Origin of the sequence: Chitinophaga qingshengii (assembly GCF_014529935.1) — a bacterium.
GTDB lineage: Bacteria > Bacteroidota > Bacteroidia > Chitinophagales > Chitinophagaceae > Chitinophaga > Chitinophaga qingshengii.
Genome location: NZ_JACVFC010000003.1, coordinates 408,108 through 425,877 on the forward strand (window position 1 = coordinate 408,108; position 17,770 = coordinate 425,877).

Below are 17,770 nucleotides of genomic sequence, written 5' to 3' on the forward strand. Positions count from 1 at the left end.
TTCCTACCACGCCCCACGATATAATCTTTTTTTACCCAAATTAAGGAACATGCGATCTATTGCATTCTATTGTGATGCACATAGTGTTGAAAGCAACGCTATGGAGCAGTTGCAACAGTACTCCCAAAAACAGTTTGTAGACAGCATCTGTGCGTTTACAGACATTCACTATTGCGCCGAAAAAGCCCTGCCGGTAGGGGTGGCGTTTAAAACTACCGATCATTTCTACCCGCTGATTACCGGTAAAGACATCGGTTGCGGCGTGATGTATCTGAAAATTGATAAACAACACTGGCTGCGGCCATTTGATAAAGACGCTCATTACCGGGCTTTCAGTCACGCACATACGCAGATGACCGACGACGGACTGGGTGGCGGTAACCACTTCCTCTCTATTGAGGAAGATAACGGCGCCGTATATATTATTTGTCATACCGGCACGCGCGACAGGGGCATAGCCCTTTATCAGCATTGTATTCAGCTGACGAGGGATTTTTCCCGCGCCTACGGCCAGGAAGTTGATTTTGTACACCGTGATTTTGTGCAGCCGGAATTTTTCCGGTACTACCAGGATATCCTGCAGTTCGGCTATGAAAGGCGGAAGAATTTCTGTGTCAAAACGCTGATCTTTTTGCAGAACGCGAATTACCTGGCTTGTAACAAAGCGGCTATCGACAGGAATTATTTACAGCACAATTTTAAAGACCTGGACGCAGCGGGTGTATTACATGGAACACCGTATTTACTGGAAGATTCCATCCACAACCACCTGCATTTTGAAGACGGGCATATCCTGCACCGCAAAGGCAGTACAGCGTTACAGGCCGGCAAAACAGTGGTGATCCCGCTGTCCATGTCCAGGGGGAGCCTGCTGGCGAAAGCCGCCTATCTGCCTGGCGCCGCGGATGCGCTGTATTCCTGTTCCCATGGCGCTGGCAGACGATTGTCCCGTTTTGACGCCATGAAACACTGGAAAACCGTGCTGAAAGAAAAACAACGCAAAGCCTATAAGGAGCAGTTCAGCGAACTGTTGGACCGGTCCGGCAATTTCCCCTCCGGCTATATCCAGGAGTTTGATTTTGCCTACAAGGACGCGTCCGATGTGTTCCGCTACCAGCCTTATCTGGCTAAGGTTACACAGACTACACCGGTTGTAACGGTGAAGTATACTGAGATTTAAGGAAGGCCCCGGGTGAAAGCCCGGGGTATCTTTTTAAATATTATATACCGATTGGTATATAATATTGTAGTTTTGTCTTCCAGATCAATTTTAAGCTTATGGAAAATCAATATGATGTTGTTGTTATCGGCTCCGGTCCCGGTGGTTACGTAGCTGCCATCCGTGCTTCCCAATTAGGTTACCGGGTAGCTATTGTCGAGAAATACAGCACACTGGGAGGTACCTGTACCAATGTAGGCTGTATCCCGGCCAAGTCGCTGCTGGACAGTTCGGAACATTATCACCAGGCGGAGGTGCAGTTTAAAGCGCACGGCATTCAAACCGGCGGGATCAGCCTGGACTTTACCCGGTTTATCCACCGTAAAGGGGAGGTGGTAGCGCAGAACACCGCAGGACTGCTATACCTGATGAAGAAAAACAAGATACAGGTATATCACGGTGTGGGCAGTTTTACAGATGCTACGCACCTGAAAGTAACCGCAACAGATCAAACAGAAACGGTGCTGACAGGCCGTTACTTTATTATTGCTACCGGTTCCAAACCCTCCACCATACCCGGTGTAACCATCGATAAAAAAAGGATTATTACCTCCACGGAAAGTCTGTCGCTGCCGGAGAAACCCGCGTCCATGGTGATTATTGGCGGCGGTGTGATAGGCGTGGAGCTGGCGTCTGTATATGCACGTATAGGCACCAGCGTTACCATTATAGAATATACCAATAACCTGATTCCAACGATGGACAGTGAATTGGGTAAGGCGTTGCAGAAGTCGCTCCGTCAGCTGAAAATCAATATCCTGCTGGGCAGCAAGGTACAATCGGCCACGAACAACGGCACCAATGCCACGGTGAAATTCCTGGACCCGCAGGGGGCGCCACAGGAGATAACAGCGGATTACTGCCTGGTAGCGGTAGGGCGGAGAGCCTATACGGACGGGCTTAACCTGCCCGCTGCCGGTATTCAGGCGGAGAAGAATGGGAAGATAAAAGTCAATGCGAAACTGCAAACCAACGTACCGCATATCTACGCCATCGGCGATGTGATCGACGGACCGATGCTGGCGCATAAAGCGGAAGAGGAAGGCGTTTTTGCCGCGGAAACCATACACGGCGGGCATCCGCATATTAATTATGCCCTGGTACCCGGCGTCGTATATACGTGGCCGGAAGTAGCGGCCGTAGGCGCTACCGAAGAGGAACTGAAAGCGAAAGGCGTAGAATACAAGGTTGGCAAATTCCCGTATATGGCCAGCGCCCGTGCCCGTGCCTCCATGGATACGGATGGTTTTGTGAAAGTGCTGGTATCGCCGAAGTATGGAGAAATACTGGGCGTGCATATCATCGGGCCACGCGCTGCTGATGTAATTGCACAATCTGTACTGGCTATTGAACAGGAGATGACCGCCGAAGAGTTGATCCGTTCCTGTTATGCCCACCCGACTTATGCAGAAGCATTAAAAGATGCTTACCTCATTGCTACCGGTCAGGGTGCTATCAATATCTGATTTGTTTTATCTTGCCGTTACAACAACCTATACTGTAATGGCGATAGACGGAATAAAGATAATTGACAGCGATACGGCGCATGATGCTTACTGGGGTATCATGGATATGTATGATAACGGCGTGGCAATACCGGACATTGAAACCGCTTATCCACTGGATAACGAAGCATACCAGTCCGATGCACTGGACTTTGAATTATATGTAACCGCCTGCGGGCTTGCCTTTTGGGAGATGGGCCTGATGGATGCCGGTAAACTGGCCTTCATCAGGTCCATCATCGATAAAGGCGCTTTTGTGCAGGCATGGGGAGAAGGAGGAAAAGCCCGGCAAAAAGAACTGGACCGCTACTGGAAAAAAATCAGTCAACCTAACGGAAAAATCAGGGCTCCCAAAAAATACCGTAAGGTATCCCGGTTCTATTTTCAGCAAAATGATTTGCTGGCTTTCCGGTTGGATGATGGACATTACATGGCAGTTGTTTGCGCAGAAATATTTCAGCAACGTGGTACCTGTGAATACATGCTCGTGCCCACTACGTACTACGGCAAAAAGTTGCCTACTGAAGAAGACCTGCACCGCTGCGATATGCTGGGCAACACCATCCTGTCTTTCTATGACAAGGCCACTACCAGCAGTATGCAACCGGGTATAGAACGGATCTGGCAATACCTGGGCGGTGATGTGAACGTTTTTTTCGGGTTAGCTAAATATGGGCTGTTACACAAAGATGCGGCCACCTGCCGGCAACAATTGACCAAAGTAGGTACGCTGAAGGTAATCGAAAGTCTGAATGATACTGCTATCCGCGGCGCGCTGAGCGGATTTGATTATATGAAGAAATATTTTTATGGTTTGGTGTTTCCGCCGGAAGGCAAAAAGTCTGTACTGCGTTGGCCGGTAAACCTGATCTGTCACATCGATTAATGATATGGAACCACTAAAAGAGATGTTTAACCGTGATTTTTACCGGCATTTTGCGGATGTTTTTGCGAATGCTGATAAAAAATTTGACCGGGATAAATTTTACAAAGACGTCACTGACCAGCTGGATACCCGGGAACTGAACGCCCGCCTGCGACACACGGCGGTTACGCTGGGCCTGCATCTCCCTAAAGATTATAAAAAAGCAATAGCTATATTATGGCAAGCGGCGCCTTCCCTAAAGACCGGCTACACTGCCCTGGTGCTGCCTGATTTTGTGGCGTTGTATGGAAAAGATCATTTCGATATTTCTATGGAAGCGTTGGAATACTTTACCACACTGGGCTCCGCAGAATTTGCCATCCGGGAGTTTCTGAAAAAGGATTTTAACCGTACCCTCACGGTGATGAAACAATGGGCGCAACACAAGGACCATCATGTAAGGAGACTGGCATCAGAAGGCAGTCGCCCCCGCCTGCCCTGGTCTTTTAAGCTCGATGCAATCATTAAAGATCCTTCCCTGACAAGGGATATCCTGGAATCGCTCAAAGCGGATGAAACGCTGTATGTGCGGAAATCGGTGGCCAATCACCTGAACGATATTTCCAAAGATAACAGCGCCTATATGCTGCAATTGGTGAAAAGCTGGGATGTAGCGCATCCGCATACGGGGTGGATTATCAAACATGCCAGTCGCACGCTGATTAAAAAAGGTGATAAGGACTCCCTATCGGTATTTAGTTTTGAAAAACAGGTGAAGATAAAACTGGACAAATTTAGTCTGAGCGCCTCTAAAATTAACCTGGGTGACAGTCTGAGTTTCAGTTTTCAGTTGACCAGCGAAAAATCATCTCCCCAAAAACTGGTGATAGACTACGTGGTCCACTATCCGAAGTCATCCGGAGAGGTGTCGCAGAAAGTATTTAAACTAAAAGAGGTGGTATTACAACCCGGAGAAAAACTAACCTTCAGCAAAAAGCAGGTATTTAAGGATATGACCACCCGGAAACACCATGCAGGCAAACATTTGATCAGTATACAAGTCAATGGTAAAATATATGGAGAGCAGGCATTTCAACTAAAGATAATATCCTCAAAGTGAACAATCTGATGAAAAAGTTGTTTCTTAGTGGTTTGTAACCCAACATTTAAACCACTATGAAGTTAACTTTCAAAACCCTCGCCCTCACGGTTGTTGCCTCCTTGATTGCCATCGGCATTATTTACCCCGGACATGCGTGTACCCGTGTCGTTTACAAAGGCCTTGACGGTTTGTATCTCACTGCCCGGTCTATGGACTGGAAAGAAGATACGCAGACGGACCTGTGGATTTTTCCCAGGGGTATGTCCCGCAATGGCGAAACCGGTGCGCAGACCGTTAAATGGAAATCGAAGTATGGCAGCGTGATTTCCGCGGCATACAATATTTGCAGTACTGACGGTATGAATGAAAAAGGTTTGGTGGCCAACCTGCTTTGGCTGGCAGAATCGAAGTATCCTGATTGGGATAAAAGCAAACCTGGTTTGAGTATCGCCGCCTGGGTTCAGTATGTACTGGACAATTTTGCTACCGTAAAAGAAGCCGTGGACGAGCTGCAACAGGAGCGTTTCACGATTGTATCGGATAATGTGCCGGGTCAGGCCAGACTGGCTACCCTGCATCTTTCCATCTCCGACGCCAGTGGCGACAATGCTATCTTTGAATACATCGAAGGCAAACTGGTAATCCATCACGACACTGCTTACCAGGTAATGACCAATTCACCGGCATACGAAAAACAACTGGCACTGAATGAGTACTGGAAAGAGATTGGCGGCACTACTATGCTGCCCGGTACTAACAGGGCTGCCGACCGTTTTGTGCGTGCCTCCTTTTATACCAGTGCGATTCCTAAAACAAAAGATTATCGTTTGGCCGCTGCCAGTGTGTTTAGCGTGATCCGTAACTGTTCCGTACCGTTCGGTATTACCACCCCTGATCAGCCCAATATTTCTTCCACCCGTTGGAGAACCGTATCTGATCAGAAGAACCTGATCTATTATTTTGAATCGGCGCTGACACCAAATACTTTTTGGGTGGATTTTAAAGACGTGAATTTCTCTTCCAAAGGAGGTGTACGAAAACTGACACTGACGAAAGGGGAGGTTTACGCCGGCAATGTAGCCAGGTCGTTCGTTAAAAGTTCACCATTCCGTTTTCTGGGCCCGCAATAGCGAGCCCTTTTTTTTGCCCTGTTTTTTAATAAAATGTTATCAGGGATGCCTATACGCAATTTAACCAGCCATTTTTACTAATTTGCCCTTTGATCAACCGAGGGGGAATGCCTGATATTTTACAGTTACAGTTAGGGGATGCAGCCGCTTTTGAAGCCGTATACCGGGAGTACCACACCCGTGTGTATGGGTTTCTGTGGCGCTATACCCGTGAGACGACGATATGTGAGGAACTGGTACAGGAGGTTTTTGTAAAGCTGTGGTCCAGCCGAAAAAGTTTGAATCCCGCGATAGCACTGACGACACAGTTGTTTCAGATAGCCAAGACCGTATTTATCGATTATCACCGCCGCACGAGCAGGCGTATCCGTTATATTCATATGACCGAGCATCTGGCAGAAGATGCTGCCATACAGCCAGGTGTACGGGATATCGCCCTGATGCGGCAGGTATCTACCGTGATTGACACGTTACCGCCTGTACGCCGGGAAGTGTTCCTGCTGGGCAAAGTACAGGGGCTCACCTATCCCGAGATCGCCCGGGAGTTATCTATCTCTCCTAAAACCGTAGAAGGCCATATGTCCAAAGCGCTGAAATTTCTTCGCCACCGCCTGGGAGGCTTGCTGCACCTGGTTTTGCTGTGGTTATGCCAGCTCTGAATACTTTTTCCTGAAAAAATATTTTTCCGGCAGTAGGGGTGTTTTACCTCATCCTACGTATAACCTTATCAAATGCCCATTTCAACCGAACAGATCGCACGATACCTGGAAGGCCGTTGTGCACCGGCCGAACAGCGGGAGATCGCTGATTACCTGCAAGCCCACCCGGAGGTACTGGAGCAATTCCTGGACCAGCAGGGATGGGGCGCAGAGATCACTTTACCCGAAGAACAATCGGAGCGAATGCTGACAGCTATCCGTCGCCGTACCGTGCATACCCGCAGCCGCAGGATACTGTGGCCGCTTGTGGGCGCCGTTGCTGCGGCGGCCATTGCCGGGATCATGATATGGTACAGGCCTGTGGGAGAACAGCCGGTCCACCGCGCATCCGCACCCATAGCGCAGGCGCCTGTAAAAAAAGCGCCGGCTGTCACCGTACTGCATATATATAATAACGCAGACAGTGTGGTACGCCTGCCGGACGGTTCCCTCGCCACTTTGCGGTCATCGGCGGAACTGCGCTATGACAGCGATTATGGCCGCCAACACCGCAACCTGCAACTGAGCGGCGAAGCGGTTTTTGATGTGGCGTCGCAGGCAGCATTGCCTTTTACGGTGCATAGCGGCAACGTCAGCACTACCGCACTGGGCACTGTATTTATGGTGAGTGCACCGGAACATACACACCGGGTGAAAGTGAGGTTGCTGAGTGGTAAAGTGGTGGTGAAAATGAAGGACAGTCCCGGTACCTACCTGGCGCCAGGACAGGAATTGGCCTGGAATGAAACCAGTAACAAACTGGCGGTATATGCCTGGAAACAGCCTGTGAAGCCGGCGGCAGCTACTCCGGTAGCGATGCCGGAAGCAACAGTGCTGATGCATGACGGACAGATAGAATTTGTCAAATGTCCGGTGGGAGAGGTGTTCAGCGTATTACGCCGGGAATACGGGTTGCAGATAACAGCCCGGCCGGAAGACCTGAAAGGATGTTTCTTCAGTGGAACACTGATCGGGCAACAGGAAGCCGATGATGTTATATATACGATAGTAGCATTAAACCAACTAACATTGACAAAAGATAACACCGGTTATCACATCCGTAAATAGTCCAACTTTTTAAAGTCACCTACAGATAACAGGTTATTCATGCATGGCTGAATAGCGAGGCAGTGCTATGCCATAAAACAAACGTTATGATGATCAGATTTACAAAACAGTCTCTCCGCAGAGGCAGCTGGCTTTTTATTTCCCTATGGCTGCTGGCACTGACGGTACAAGCGCAAACCGGTGGCGGCACCATCACCGGCGTAGTTAAAAATGAGAAAGGCGAAACATTGCCCGGCGTAACCGTTGGCATTATGAACGCGGATTCCACTTTCCGCAAAGGACAGGTAACAGACGCCCAGGGCGTGTTCCTCATCACCGGTATCCCTGCCGGCGGTCCTTACGCAGTTTCGTTTACTTCTATCGGTTATATCAAACAACAGTCGAGGAATCACCGGCTGGCCGAAGGAGAAAAAGTATCCCTGCTAATCCGTCTGAAAGAATCCGCCACAGAGCTGAACCAGCTGGTGGTGATCGGTTACGGTACGCAGAAAAAAAGTGACGTATCTACCTCCATCACTACCGTCAACACCGATTTTATTGGTAAACAGTCTATCCTTCGCGCTGAGCAGGCCTTACAAGGCAGTGCTCCCGGTGTACTGGTACTGAGCCCTTCCGGTCAGCCTGGTGAAAAACCGATGATCCGTATCCGTGGTACAGGTACCAATAAAAACCCAGATCCGCTGTATATCGTGGACGGTTTCCCGGTGAATGACATAGAATACCTCAACCCTAATGATATTGAACGGATGGATGTGCTGAAAGATGCCGCTTCCGCCGCTATCTACGGCGCCCGTGGAGCCAACGGCGTAGTGCTTATCACCACTAAAAGCGGCAAGAAAGGTCCTGCCCGTGTCAACTACGACGGCTACTATGGCATCCAGAATGCCTGGCGTAAAGTGCCGGTGCTGAATGGTACCGAATACGCGGAAATGATGAATGAAGGCGCCCGCAACGCCAACCAGGCAGCTCCTTTTGCCAATCCGGCCCAATACGGTCAGGGTACCAACTGGCAGGATGCTACCTTTACCAAAAACGCACCCATCACCAGTCATAACGTATCCGTGAGCGGCGGCAACGAAAACTCCACTTACTTCACCTCGTTTTCCTACTTCGGCCAGCAGGGTATCGTAGGTGGCGACAGGTCACAGTTTGAACGTTACACCATCCGTTTAAACGGTGATCAGAAAGTAAAAGATTTTCTGCGAGTAGGCGTGAGCTTAAGTTATATGAACACCACCAGCCGTGGTATCAATGCTAACGCGGATTACGGCGGGGTACTCAACAATGCCATCAACCTGGACCCACTCACACCCCTGTACGAAACAGATAGCAATAAACTGAAAAATCCGGTACTGTACCCGGTAAACGCCATCCGCAACCGTGGTCAGGTATATGGTATATCTTCTATCATTACGGATGGTCCTACCAACCCGGTAGCCGCTATGCAGCTGGCTAACGGCAAAAACAAAAATGACAAGATCCTGGGTAATGCCTACGGAGAAGTAGATCTGATGAAAGGATTAAAATTCCGTTCGTCCCTGGGTATTGAAGTCAACAACTACAGCAGCAGCAGTTTTACGCCGGAGTATTATCTCAACAGCGGTTCTAAAACCGATGTGAGCCTGGTTGGTAAAGGTTTCTCCCGCCGGTATACCTGGCAGGTAGAAAACGTGTTATCCTACAATCGCAGCTTTGGTAAACACAATATCCAGGCGTTGTTGGGGCATACCGCGCTGAAATCCACCTTTGAAAATATGAACGGTTCCCGTCCGGACCTGATCACCAGCGATCCGAACATGGCCTACATTGACCTGGCTACCAACGAAACGCTCAACAAAGTAAGCGGTGGCGCAGATGTACGCGCCTTGCTCTCTTACTTTGGCCGTGCTGCCTACGACTATGATGGTAAATACCTTTTGTCCGCTACGCTGCGCCGTGATGGTTCTTCCCGTTTCGGCCGCAATAATCCGTTCGCAACCTTTCCTTCCGTATCCGGTGGATGGGTATTGTCCAAAGAGCAGTTTTATACCTCCAATACCGTTACTTTCCTGAAGCTGCGTGCTTCCTGGGGACAGAACGGTAATGAAAACATCGGCGACAACTCCTTCCCCTGGGCAGCCGGCATGGTACTCGGTAACGGCTATACGTTTATCAAACCTACCGGAGAAGAATATTATCTCAATGGCGTAGCATCCGGCGCCGTGCCTAATCCGAACCTCAAGTGGGAAACCTCTGAGCAGACAAACTTTGGTGTGGACATGGAACTGTGGAAAGGTAAACTGGCCGTAACAGCAGACTATTATATGAAGAATACAATCGGGTTGTTGTTCAACCCGCCGATCACCGCTATCGTGGGTAACCCATCGCCCTATGTGAATGGTGGTTCCGTCTCCAACAAAGGCGTGGAGCTGGGTATCACCTACAAACAACAGGTAAATAAAGACCTGAGTTTCAATGTAACGGTAAATGGTGCTTACAATAAAAATAACGTCACCGCGATCAACAACGCCGCCAAAGCAGTGGCGGGTACCGGGTTTATCGGCGCAGGCGCTGTTACCCGTATGGAAGTAGGTTATCCGATCGGTTACCTGTGGGGCTACCGTACCGCCGGTATCTTCCAGAACCAGAAAGAAATTGATGAATATGTAGGTCCGGACGGTAAGAAGATCCAGGCCAAGGCGGTACCCGGCGACCTGAAGTTCGTGGACCTCAACGGCGACGGTAAACTGGATATCAAAGACAAAACCATCATCGGCGATCCTAACCCGGATGTAACCGCCGGTTTGAACCTGAACCTTACCTACAAACGTTTCGACTTCAGCATGTTTGCTGTAGGGATGTTCGGTCATCAGCTGCTGAATGGCCTGTATCGCTACGATATCAAAATGGCCAATATGCCGCGTGAATACCTCGATAGATGGACCGGAGAAGGTTCCGCCGCCAAATATCCCCGTTTCACTTTTGCTGACAACAACGGTAACCACAACAACGTGTCTGACGTGTATGTAGAAAACGCCAGCTTCGTACGCATCAAAAACATCCAGATCGGTTATACACTGGCAGAGAACCTGGTGAAAAAAGCGAAACTGAACAATCTGCGTGTATACATGGCCGTAGACAATCCTTTCACTTTCACGAAGTACACCGGTTTTGATCCTGAGATCGGCGCGCGCGATGCCCTCAACCTGGGCGTGGACCGTGGCGTGTATCCACAGGCAAGAACTTTCCGTGCAGGCGTAAACGTTAACTTATAATTCCTCTTACAAGTATGAAAACAAGATTCCGTTATATAAAACACGTATGTGTGTCGTTGTTGCTGGCAGGCAGCGGTTGTACCAAATCCTTCCTGGAGCTGGACCCGCCTTCCCAGATCGTGGAGAGTAACTTTTTCCGTAATGAAAAAGAAGCCAACCAGGCGTTGGCAGGTGTATACCATGTGTTGCAGTGGAACCAGTGGATGGGCTTCCATCCCAGTCATTGCTGGAGCGAGGCTGCATCTGATGATGCCTACTCCGGTGGCGGCAGTCAGAGCGATGGCGTAGGTATCAAAGGTATAGATCAGTTCAGGACCGTTACCATCGGCGACCAGACCTACCGCGGACTGTGGTCTATCTATTACGCCGGTATTGCACGCGCCAATGTGTATCTTGATAAAATCGGCGCTGTTACTGCTTCCGATGAGTTTAAACGTGTAACCACCGCAGAAGCGAAGTTCCTGCGTGCCTACTTTTATTTCGAACTGGTACGCTGGTACGAAAACGTGCCGCTGGTGACCGCTCCGTTGATCGATGCCAACCAATATAACCAACCGCAGGCCAAGCCGGAAGCTGTGTTTAACCAGATCGCCAAAGACCTCGAAGAAGCTATGGCAGATCTGCCGAAAAGCACCCAACGCGCTGTGGGCGGGCATGCCACTCATTGGGGCGCTAAAGCCCTGATGGCCCGTGTATATCTTTTCTACAAAGGGGTATACAACCAGGATTTACAGGCCGGTTCCAGGGTGATCAACAAAGCCATCGCGAGACAATATCTCGAAGACATCATTAGCCAGGGCGGCTTTAAGCTGGCCGATGATTTTGCCGGCATGTGGCGCAGAGCAGGGGAGTTTGGTACAGAATCGATCTTTGAAGTGTCCCATAGTGGCCTGATTACCGTAAGCAACGTGAATGATCAGCGTTTTGGCCAGGGTAACCTCAGCGTACATATGTTTGCACCGAGAGGTATCAACGATCCGGTGTATACCGCAGGTTGGAGCTACAGCACTATTACCCAATCGCTGTACGATGAGTTTGAACCCAACGACCCGCGCCGGGATATGACCATCCTGTATGGTAACAGCTTTAGCGCTATTGCCAAAAGCTGGCAGTATACCGGTTACTTCAACAAAAAATATGCGACCCATATTGAATACAAAGCAGGCGCCAACAGTGATGCCAACTGGGGCAACAACTACCGTGCTATCCGTTATGCCGATGTATTGCTGATGGCAGCGGAACTGTGGCTGGGAGAAGACCAGGGCAAAGCAGATACTTACCTGAACCTGGTAAGAGCCCGTGTGAAGATGCCTGCGGTAGTGGCTACTACAGAAAGCATCCGACACGAGCGCCGGGTAGAGTTTGCCGGAGAAGGTATCCGTTACTGGGACCTGCTGCGCTACGGTCTCGACTATGCGAAAAAAGCGATCGATGCTTCCAGCAAAAGAGGACCGGAATATGACGGTGATCAAAGCCGCTTTACCATGGATTGGGACGTTTCCAAGCGGGGCAGATTGCCTATCCCGCAGCAGGAAGTAGATATTGCCAACGGAGTGTTAATGCAGAATCCCGGGTATTAAAGACCGGATGTTTGGATTGGATAAAGCTACCAGCGTTTGCTGGTAGCTTTTTTTTATCTTTATTATAAATGATATTCCCATGGATGACAAAAACGCCCAGGTAGTACAGCTGTTTGGCAAAAATGCCCAACTCTATGAGCAGAAGTTCATGAATGTGCAATCCTACCACGATGCGCTCGATATTTTTTGTCGCAGTATTACCCGGGAACAGGCGTCTATTCTGGAACTGGCCTGCGGCCCGGGTAATATCACGCAGTACTTATTGCGGCAACGGCCCGGTTTCAGGATACTGGGTACCGACCTGTCGCCCGCCATGCTGGAGCTTGCCCGTAAAAACAACCCGGGGACAACGTTTCAGTTGCTGGATTGCAACGACATCACCACCTTGCCGGACCGTTACGACGGTATTGTAGTCGGGTTTCTATTGCCGTACCTCTCCCGGGAGGCAACGGACAAGCTGTTCCAGGATGCCGCCAGCATGCTGCACCCCGGAGGAGTATTATACCTCAGTACCATGGAGGACGACTATACGAAATCGGGCTGGCGGACTTCCAGTACCGGGGACCAATACTACCAGTATTTTCACGACGCCGCCTGGTTAAAGGAAACCTTGCACAAACGGGGCTTCCGCCTGATTGACGAGCAAAGGAAAACTACACCCGGTCCGGACGGTGCGCCGGTGACGGATCTTATACTGATTGCAGGAAAGCTGGAGTGTTAAGCAGCGAGGAGTCTTCTCTCTGCCGGGCGGAAGTACCAGGATATAACGGTCAGGACCAGTAACAGCAAGGACGGAAAGGTATCTTTCATCGTGTCGCCTGTGATGAGGTGGGAGCAGAAAGCGCCGGACATCATGAAGAAAAAGCCGGCGTATGCCCATTCCTTCAGTAGCGGGAAGCGTGGCGCCAATACAGCGATAACACCCAGTATTTTCCATACGCCCAGTATCTTCAGCGAGTAGGCAGGATAACCCAGTTTGGTCATGAAATCAGTTTCAGCTTTAAGTGACAGCAGTTGTACGATGGCGGTAGAAGTCATTCCCAGGGCGAGCCACAGGGTAGCGATCCAGTAGATGATTTTGTTTACTTTGGACATGATCAATATTTTAAGAATTTAAATGCTGCTTTTTCGAGGCGGTTGTGCGCCAGTCCCATACCCCGTGCCATGCCTATCTGCAGGTATTGTGCGCGTTCTTCCAGTGTTTTATAAATGATATGCATCCGTAGCTTGCTGGTGTTGTCCGTGAGTTGTTCGAACTCCAGGAATTCCAGTTGTACGCCGAAGCCGCTGTTTTCCATTTCAAAAGTGCGGACGATCTTTTGATTCGGTACAAAGTCGTGGATAGTGCCGCTGAAGCCGTGTTTGTTGCCCTGTGGGTCGGTGGTTTCAAATCGCCAGCTACCGTACTTTTTATTTTCCAGCTTCAGTACTTTGGTGCCCATCCATTCTGCTACAAGTTCAGGCTCCGTGTAAGCCCTGAAAAGGAGGTCCAGCGGCAGATCAAATTCACGGGTGACAATCAGTTCCTGTTTGCCTTCTTCGGCGGTGACTTTGGTTTTCAGTTCCATATGCTGTTATTTTTTAGTTTGATATTTTTTCATGACAGATTCCAGTTTGTTAAACCTGTCGTCCCACATTTTGCGGAATGGTTCGATGAAGTCTGCTATCTCTTTCATTTTATGGGGATTTAAATGATAAATAACTTCCCGTCCGTTTTGCTCCTGCCGCAGCAGTTCGCATTCGGTGAGTATCTGCAGATGTTTGGAAACGGTAGGCCTTGCCGTATCAAAATTAGCGGCGATGGCTCCGGCCGTCATGGCATTGGTAGCTACCAATACCAGTATAGCCCGCCGTGTTGGGTCTGCTATGGCCTGAAATACGTCTCGTCTTAAATTCATTATGTAGCTATTTGACTACAAATATATGTGTAGTTATTTGACTACGCAAATTTTTTTTGAAGGGGCTGGAAATAACAGGAAAGGCCAACCTTTCGGTCAGCCTCTTTCATTGTAACAGGATAAAAACCGGATTAATCGAGGAAAACAAACTGGTTTTCGAACATTTTGCCTACTACGGGAATGGGCTTTTTCTGTTCATTAACAGCATTGATAATACCAAATACCCAAAGGATGAATAAGGCCAGGCCGATATAGCTCAGAAAGGAGAGGGTGGGGATCACAAACACAATAGTGGTGAGAATGATATTAATAATAACTGCCAGAATGAAAAAACCGAGACCTTGTTTCAGGTGATAACTCACCAGGTCGCTTTTAGGGGAAAGCTCTTTGCTTTTTACATAGGCGATAATCCAGCCGATGATGGTGACATAACTCAGGATGGAAATTGTTTTGTTGCTCATTGTTTCAGATGATTTGAAACCAAAGATAGGGCGGTACAACAGCGCAGATACCCGCGCTTTGTCTGCTGTCACTTTGGCTTTGTATCCGCCGCTTTTGGGTGGATATACCCATCGTCATCCTTCTTTCATGAGCTTAAAAAAGGCTTCTTTATTACCCCTGGATATAGGAATGCTGGTGTTGTCTTCCATTTGTACCAATCCTTCCCGGGAATAGCTGCTGATAAAATTGACATTGATCAGGTGTGACTGATGTACCCGGAAGAACTCCGGCGGCAGCAGGATATCTTCATAATTTTTTAACGGTTTGGATACAATGATCTTTTTTCCCTGTACCAGGTAAAAGGTAGTATAGGAGCCGGATGTTTCGCAGCGGATGATCTGATCTGTTTTTACCACATGCATGGCTTCCTGGGTTGGGAGTACCAGTCTTTTCGGCGTTTTTTCGAGGTTGTTACGTAGTTCGCTTAATTGTTTTTCTGCCAGGAAACGTTCCTGCAGGGTATCCATCCGGTCCAGCGCCGTTTTCAGCTCTTCTGCATCGATGGGTTTCAACAGGTAATCGATGGCGCTGAACTTAAAGGCGCGTATGGCATGTTCTTCATAGGCGGTGGTGAAGATCAGGTGGAAGGCGCGGTGTGCCGCCTGGTTCAGTACATCGAAGCCTGTTCCGTCTTTCAGCATGATGTCCATAAACACCAGGTCCGGTTTGAGCCGGTCGATCAGTTTAACCGCTTCATCGGCTCTTTCGGCGTAGCCAATAATTTGCACGGTTTCCGGCGCTACCATTTCCAGCAGGATAGAAAGTGCTTCCCGCAGGCGATATTCGTCTTCTACAATGATGGTTCTGTACATGATATTATATTATGGGGATGTATAAAGTGACCACGCAGCCTTGTCCGTCTGCTGCATCCTGTTCCCGGATTTCCAGGCGGGTATGCGGATTATCCTTCAGCATCAGCTGCAGGCGTTCATCTGTAATTTTAGTGGAGAGGGAGCGGTGAGAATCATCGGTTTTGCGACGCCGGGATTCGGTGAGCCCGATACCATTGTCGGTGATGGTGCACACGAGGAGGTGGTCAATACTGTTTTCTGTAAATGTGATGTGTAACAACCCGCGTCGCCCCACCGGCAAAGGTTTTAGTCCGTGCTCAATGGCATTCTCTACAAATGGTTGTATCATTAAAGGAGGGATCAGCACATGCGTATCCACCGTGGGATCACATACAATATGATAATCGAAGCTTTTATTGAGCCGCAGTTGCTGTAATTCGATGTAGTTTTTCAGTGTCCCGGTTTCTTCTTCCAGCGTAATTTTTTCCATCCGGGAATGTTCCAGTACCTGCCTGCTTAGTTTGGCGAATTTAGACAGGTAAGCTACCGCCAGCGCTGTATCCTTTTGAAGGATCATCCCCTGGATATTTCCCAGCGCGTTGAAGATAAAATGCGGGTCCATCTGCGATTGCAGCAACCTTCTTTCCAGTGATAATTTTTCGGCCAGGCTTTCCAGCGTTTCTTTTTCCATCAGTTGCAGGCGCAACTCGTTGTTGGCCTGTTGCTGCTGCAAAATATCTTCCCGGTTCTGGTGGTACCGTTGCCGGAAATAATAGGACCGGTACATAAATATAAGACCGGCCAGCAATACCGCGGAGATACCATAACCCAGCAGTTTATTTTTCTTCTGTAGTTTGTTCTCCTGTTCCAGCTGTGTGATCCGGGTGATCTTTTTATCGGATTCAAACCGGGCATCAGCATTCTGCAACATCTGCTGCGTAGATTCATCGTATTTCAGCTGGTTGTACGTTGTGAAAGGAATATCGTAGGCGTAATACGCTGCATAATCTTTCTGGCGGGCGGCCAGGTCTTTCAGGCAGGCGTAGAAAGCAGCCAACAGGTAGTTGTCCTTATAGGGGAGCGCCTGCTGATAGGCGATGCCTGTCTTAAACAGGTTTTCAGCAATGCGGTATTCACCTTTCTGCATGAAAAACTGTCCGCGTAACCCGATAGCACTGCGGTAAACGTTTTTAAGATCATAACGCCGGGCGATGGCGCCGGCTTTCTCCAGGCAGGCCAGAAAGGCTTTTTCATCCACGGGCGGAGCGCCGCTGATGTAGAGTACTGCCAAATTAATATAGGCGACACCGATATTGCTTTTGCTGATGATACTATTATGTTCTTTTTCCGCAAAGGCGATGGTCTGCTTAAAAAAATCAACGGCAGTTTGCCATGTATGCGGGTCGCCGGAAGCGCAGCGATCGGACAAATAACTGCCCACGGCCAGGCGTGCATGTAATATGCTTTCCGGATCACCTGATTTTTCTGCATATACCAGCGCTGCATCGGCGTACTTCTTCACTTTTTCAGCTGATCCGGGAGAGAAGAGATAGGATATATCGGCCCCTATACGGGCACACAGATCATTGGCTTCCAGTTGGGTAAACAGCCGGTAGGCTTCCAGCAGGTAATCCAATGCCCTGGATTTATCTTCTATATAAGATTTCAAGGCGCCCATTACCCAGGAAGCATAGGCTTTCGCCCGGTTGTCGGTAATAGTACCGGCAACATGATAAGAAAGCTCTGCGTATTTGGTGAACTCCTGTAAGTGCAACAACCGCCGGTGCGTGAGGGCGAGATAGGCATAGCAGATAGCCTGATCGGCCCGGTTGTGCGATGCTTCCGCCTGATGCAGCGACTGTAGCTGTAACTGTATGCTGGCGGTTGAATCGGTAAAGCGCTGTGCATACGCTGCCCTCGCCTTTTTTTCAATAGCGGATATTTCCTGTGCCCGCACCGTGCCGCACAACAGGATACTACAGCAGCATATAACCAAACATCGTTTCAACATAACACTAAGATATTGATTGTATCAGGACCGGCAAAATACACAGGGGCTTCAAATGCCCGAAAATACGGGTATGGATGTACGTTATAGCCCCGAATTCCGAAGGGAGTTATCCAAACAACAATCCAAAGCATACAAATACCAATTACCG

Annotated in this window: 16 protein-coding genes; 10 read left to right on the plus strand and 6 right to left on the minus strand. The window is 49.1% G+C overall.

Going from position 1 to position 17,770, the window contains the following annotated elements:
- Positions 1 to 49: 49 nt before the first annotated feature.
- The 10 genes from ICL07_RS21425 (at position 50) to ICL07_RS21470 (ending at position 13,142) form a co-directional block, all read left to right on the plus strand.
- The gene (locus tag ICL07_RS21425) at positions 50 to 1,180 is read left to right on the plus strand and encodes an RtcB family protein (protein ID WP_188090091.1); all 1,131 of its coding nucleotides are present in this window, start codon (positions 50 to 52) and stop codon (positions 1,178 to 1,180) included.
- Positions 1,181 to 1,278: 98 nt separating this feature from the next.
- Positions 1,279 to 2,685 carry a dihydrolipoyl dehydrogenase gene (lpdA, locus tag ICL07_RS21430; protein ID WP_188090092.1) on the plus strand — a complete coding sequence of 469 codons (1,407 nt, stop codon included), beginning with the start codon at positions 1,279 to 1,281 and terminating at the stop codon, positions 2,683 to 2,685.
- A gap of 37 nt (positions 2,686 to 2,722) precedes the next feature.
- Entirely contained in the window at positions 2,723 to 3,610 is an 888-nt protein-coding gene (locus tag ICL07_RS21435) for a hypothetical protein (RefSeq protein ID WP_188090093.1), read from the plus strand.
- A gap of 4 nt (positions 3,611 to 3,614) precedes the next feature.
- Complete coding sequence (locus tag ICL07_RS21440; protein WP_188090094.1) at positions 3,615 to 4,709, plus strand: DNA alkylation repair protein; 1,095 nt, start codon at positions 3,615 to 3,617, stop codon at positions 4,707 to 4,709.
- A 56-nt stretch (positions 4,710 to 4,765) separates the two neighbouring features.
- Positions 4,766 to 5,821 carry a linear amide C-N hydrolase gene (locus tag ICL07_RS21445; RefSeq protein ID WP_188090095.1) on the plus strand — a complete coding sequence of 352 codons (1,056 nt, stop codon included), beginning with the start codon at positions 4,766 to 4,768 and terminating at the stop codon, positions 5,819 to 5,821.
- Positions 5,822 to 5,928: 107 nt separating this feature from the next.
- Complete coding sequence (locus ICL07_RS21450) at positions 5,929 to 6,480, plus strand: RNA polymerase sigma factor (protein ID WP_188090096.1); 552 nt, start codon at positions 5,929 to 5,931, stop codon at positions 6,478 to 6,480.
- Positions 6,481 to 6,552: 72 nt separating this feature from the next.
- Positions 6,553 to 7,587 carry a FecR family protein gene (locus ICL07_RS21455; RefSeq protein ID WP_188090097.1) on the plus strand — a complete coding sequence of 345 codons (1,035 nt, stop codon included), beginning with the start codon at positions 6,553 to 6,555 and terminating at the stop codon, positions 7,585 to 7,587.
- A gap of 86 nt (positions 7,588 to 7,673) precedes the next feature.
- Positions 7,674 to 10,841, plus strand: coding sequence for a SusC/RagA family TonB-linked outer membrane protein (locus ICL07_RS21460; RefSeq protein WP_188090098.1), 3,168 nt, complete (start codon positions 7,674 to 7,676; stop codon positions 10,839 to 10,841).
- Positions 10,842 to 10,855: 14 nt separating this feature from the next.
- Positions 10,856 to 12,421: a RagB/SusD family nutrient uptake outer membrane protein gene (locus ICL07_RS21465; protein ID WP_188090099.1), complete on the plus strand. Its 1,566-nt coding sequence runs from the start codon at positions 10,856 to 10,858 to the stop codon at positions 12,419 to 12,421.
- Positions 12,422 to 12,500: 79 nt separating this feature from the next.
- Positions 12,501 to 13,142, plus strand: coding sequence for a class I SAM-dependent methyltransferase (locus tag ICL07_RS21470; RefSeq protein WP_188090100.1), 642 nt, complete (start codon positions 12,501 to 12,503; stop codon positions 13,140 to 13,142).
- On the opposite strand, the gene ICL07_RS21475 is transcribed toward ICL07_RS21470, so the two are convergent.
- The 6 genes from ICL07_RS21475 to ICL07_RS21500 all read right to left on the minus strand — a co-directional run bounded on the left by ICL07_RS21475 (position 13,139) and on the right by ICL07_RS21500 (position 17,622).
- The gene (locus tag ICL07_RS21475; RefSeq protein ID WP_188090101.1) at positions 13,139 to 13,516 is read right to left on the minus strand and encodes a DoxX family protein; all 378 of its coding nucleotides are present in this window, start codon (positions 13,514 to 13,516) and stop codon (positions 13,139 to 13,141) included. The genes ICL07_RS21470 and ICL07_RS21475 overlap by 4 nt on opposite strands.
- A gap of 2 nt (positions 13,517 to 13,518) precedes the next feature.
- Positions 13,519 to 13,989 carry an SRPBCC domain-containing protein gene (locus tag ICL07_RS21480; RefSeq protein ID WP_188090102.1) on the minus strand — a complete coding sequence of 157 codons (471 nt, stop codon included), beginning with the start codon at positions 13,987 to 13,989 and terminating at the stop codon, positions 13,519 to 13,521.
- Positions 13,990 to 13,995: 6 nt separating this feature from the next.
- Entirely contained in the window at positions 13,996 to 14,319 is a 324-nt protein-coding gene (locus tag ICL07_RS21485) for an ArsR/SmtB family transcription factor (RefSeq protein WP_188090103.1), read from the minus strand.
- A gap of 131 nt (positions 14,320 to 14,450) precedes the next feature.
- A complete protein-coding gene (locus ICL07_RS21490) occupies positions 14,451 to 14,780 on the minus strand; it encodes a DUF4870 domain-containing protein (RefSeq protein WP_188090104.1) in 330 nt (109 codons plus the stop codon).
- A 114-nt stretch (positions 14,781 to 14,894) separates the two neighbouring features.
- A complete protein-coding gene (locus ICL07_RS21495; protein WP_188090105.1) occupies positions 14,895 to 15,632 on the minus strand; it encodes a LytR/AlgR family response regulator transcription factor in 738 nt (245 codons plus the stop codon).
- Between the two features lie 4 nt (positions 15,633 to 15,636).
- A complete protein-coding gene (locus ICL07_RS21500) occupies positions 15,637 to 17,622 on the minus strand; it encodes a sensor histidine kinase (RefSeq protein ID WP_188090106.1) in 1,986 nt (661 codons plus the stop codon).
- Between the last annotated feature and the right edge of the window lie 148 nt (positions 17,623 to 17,770).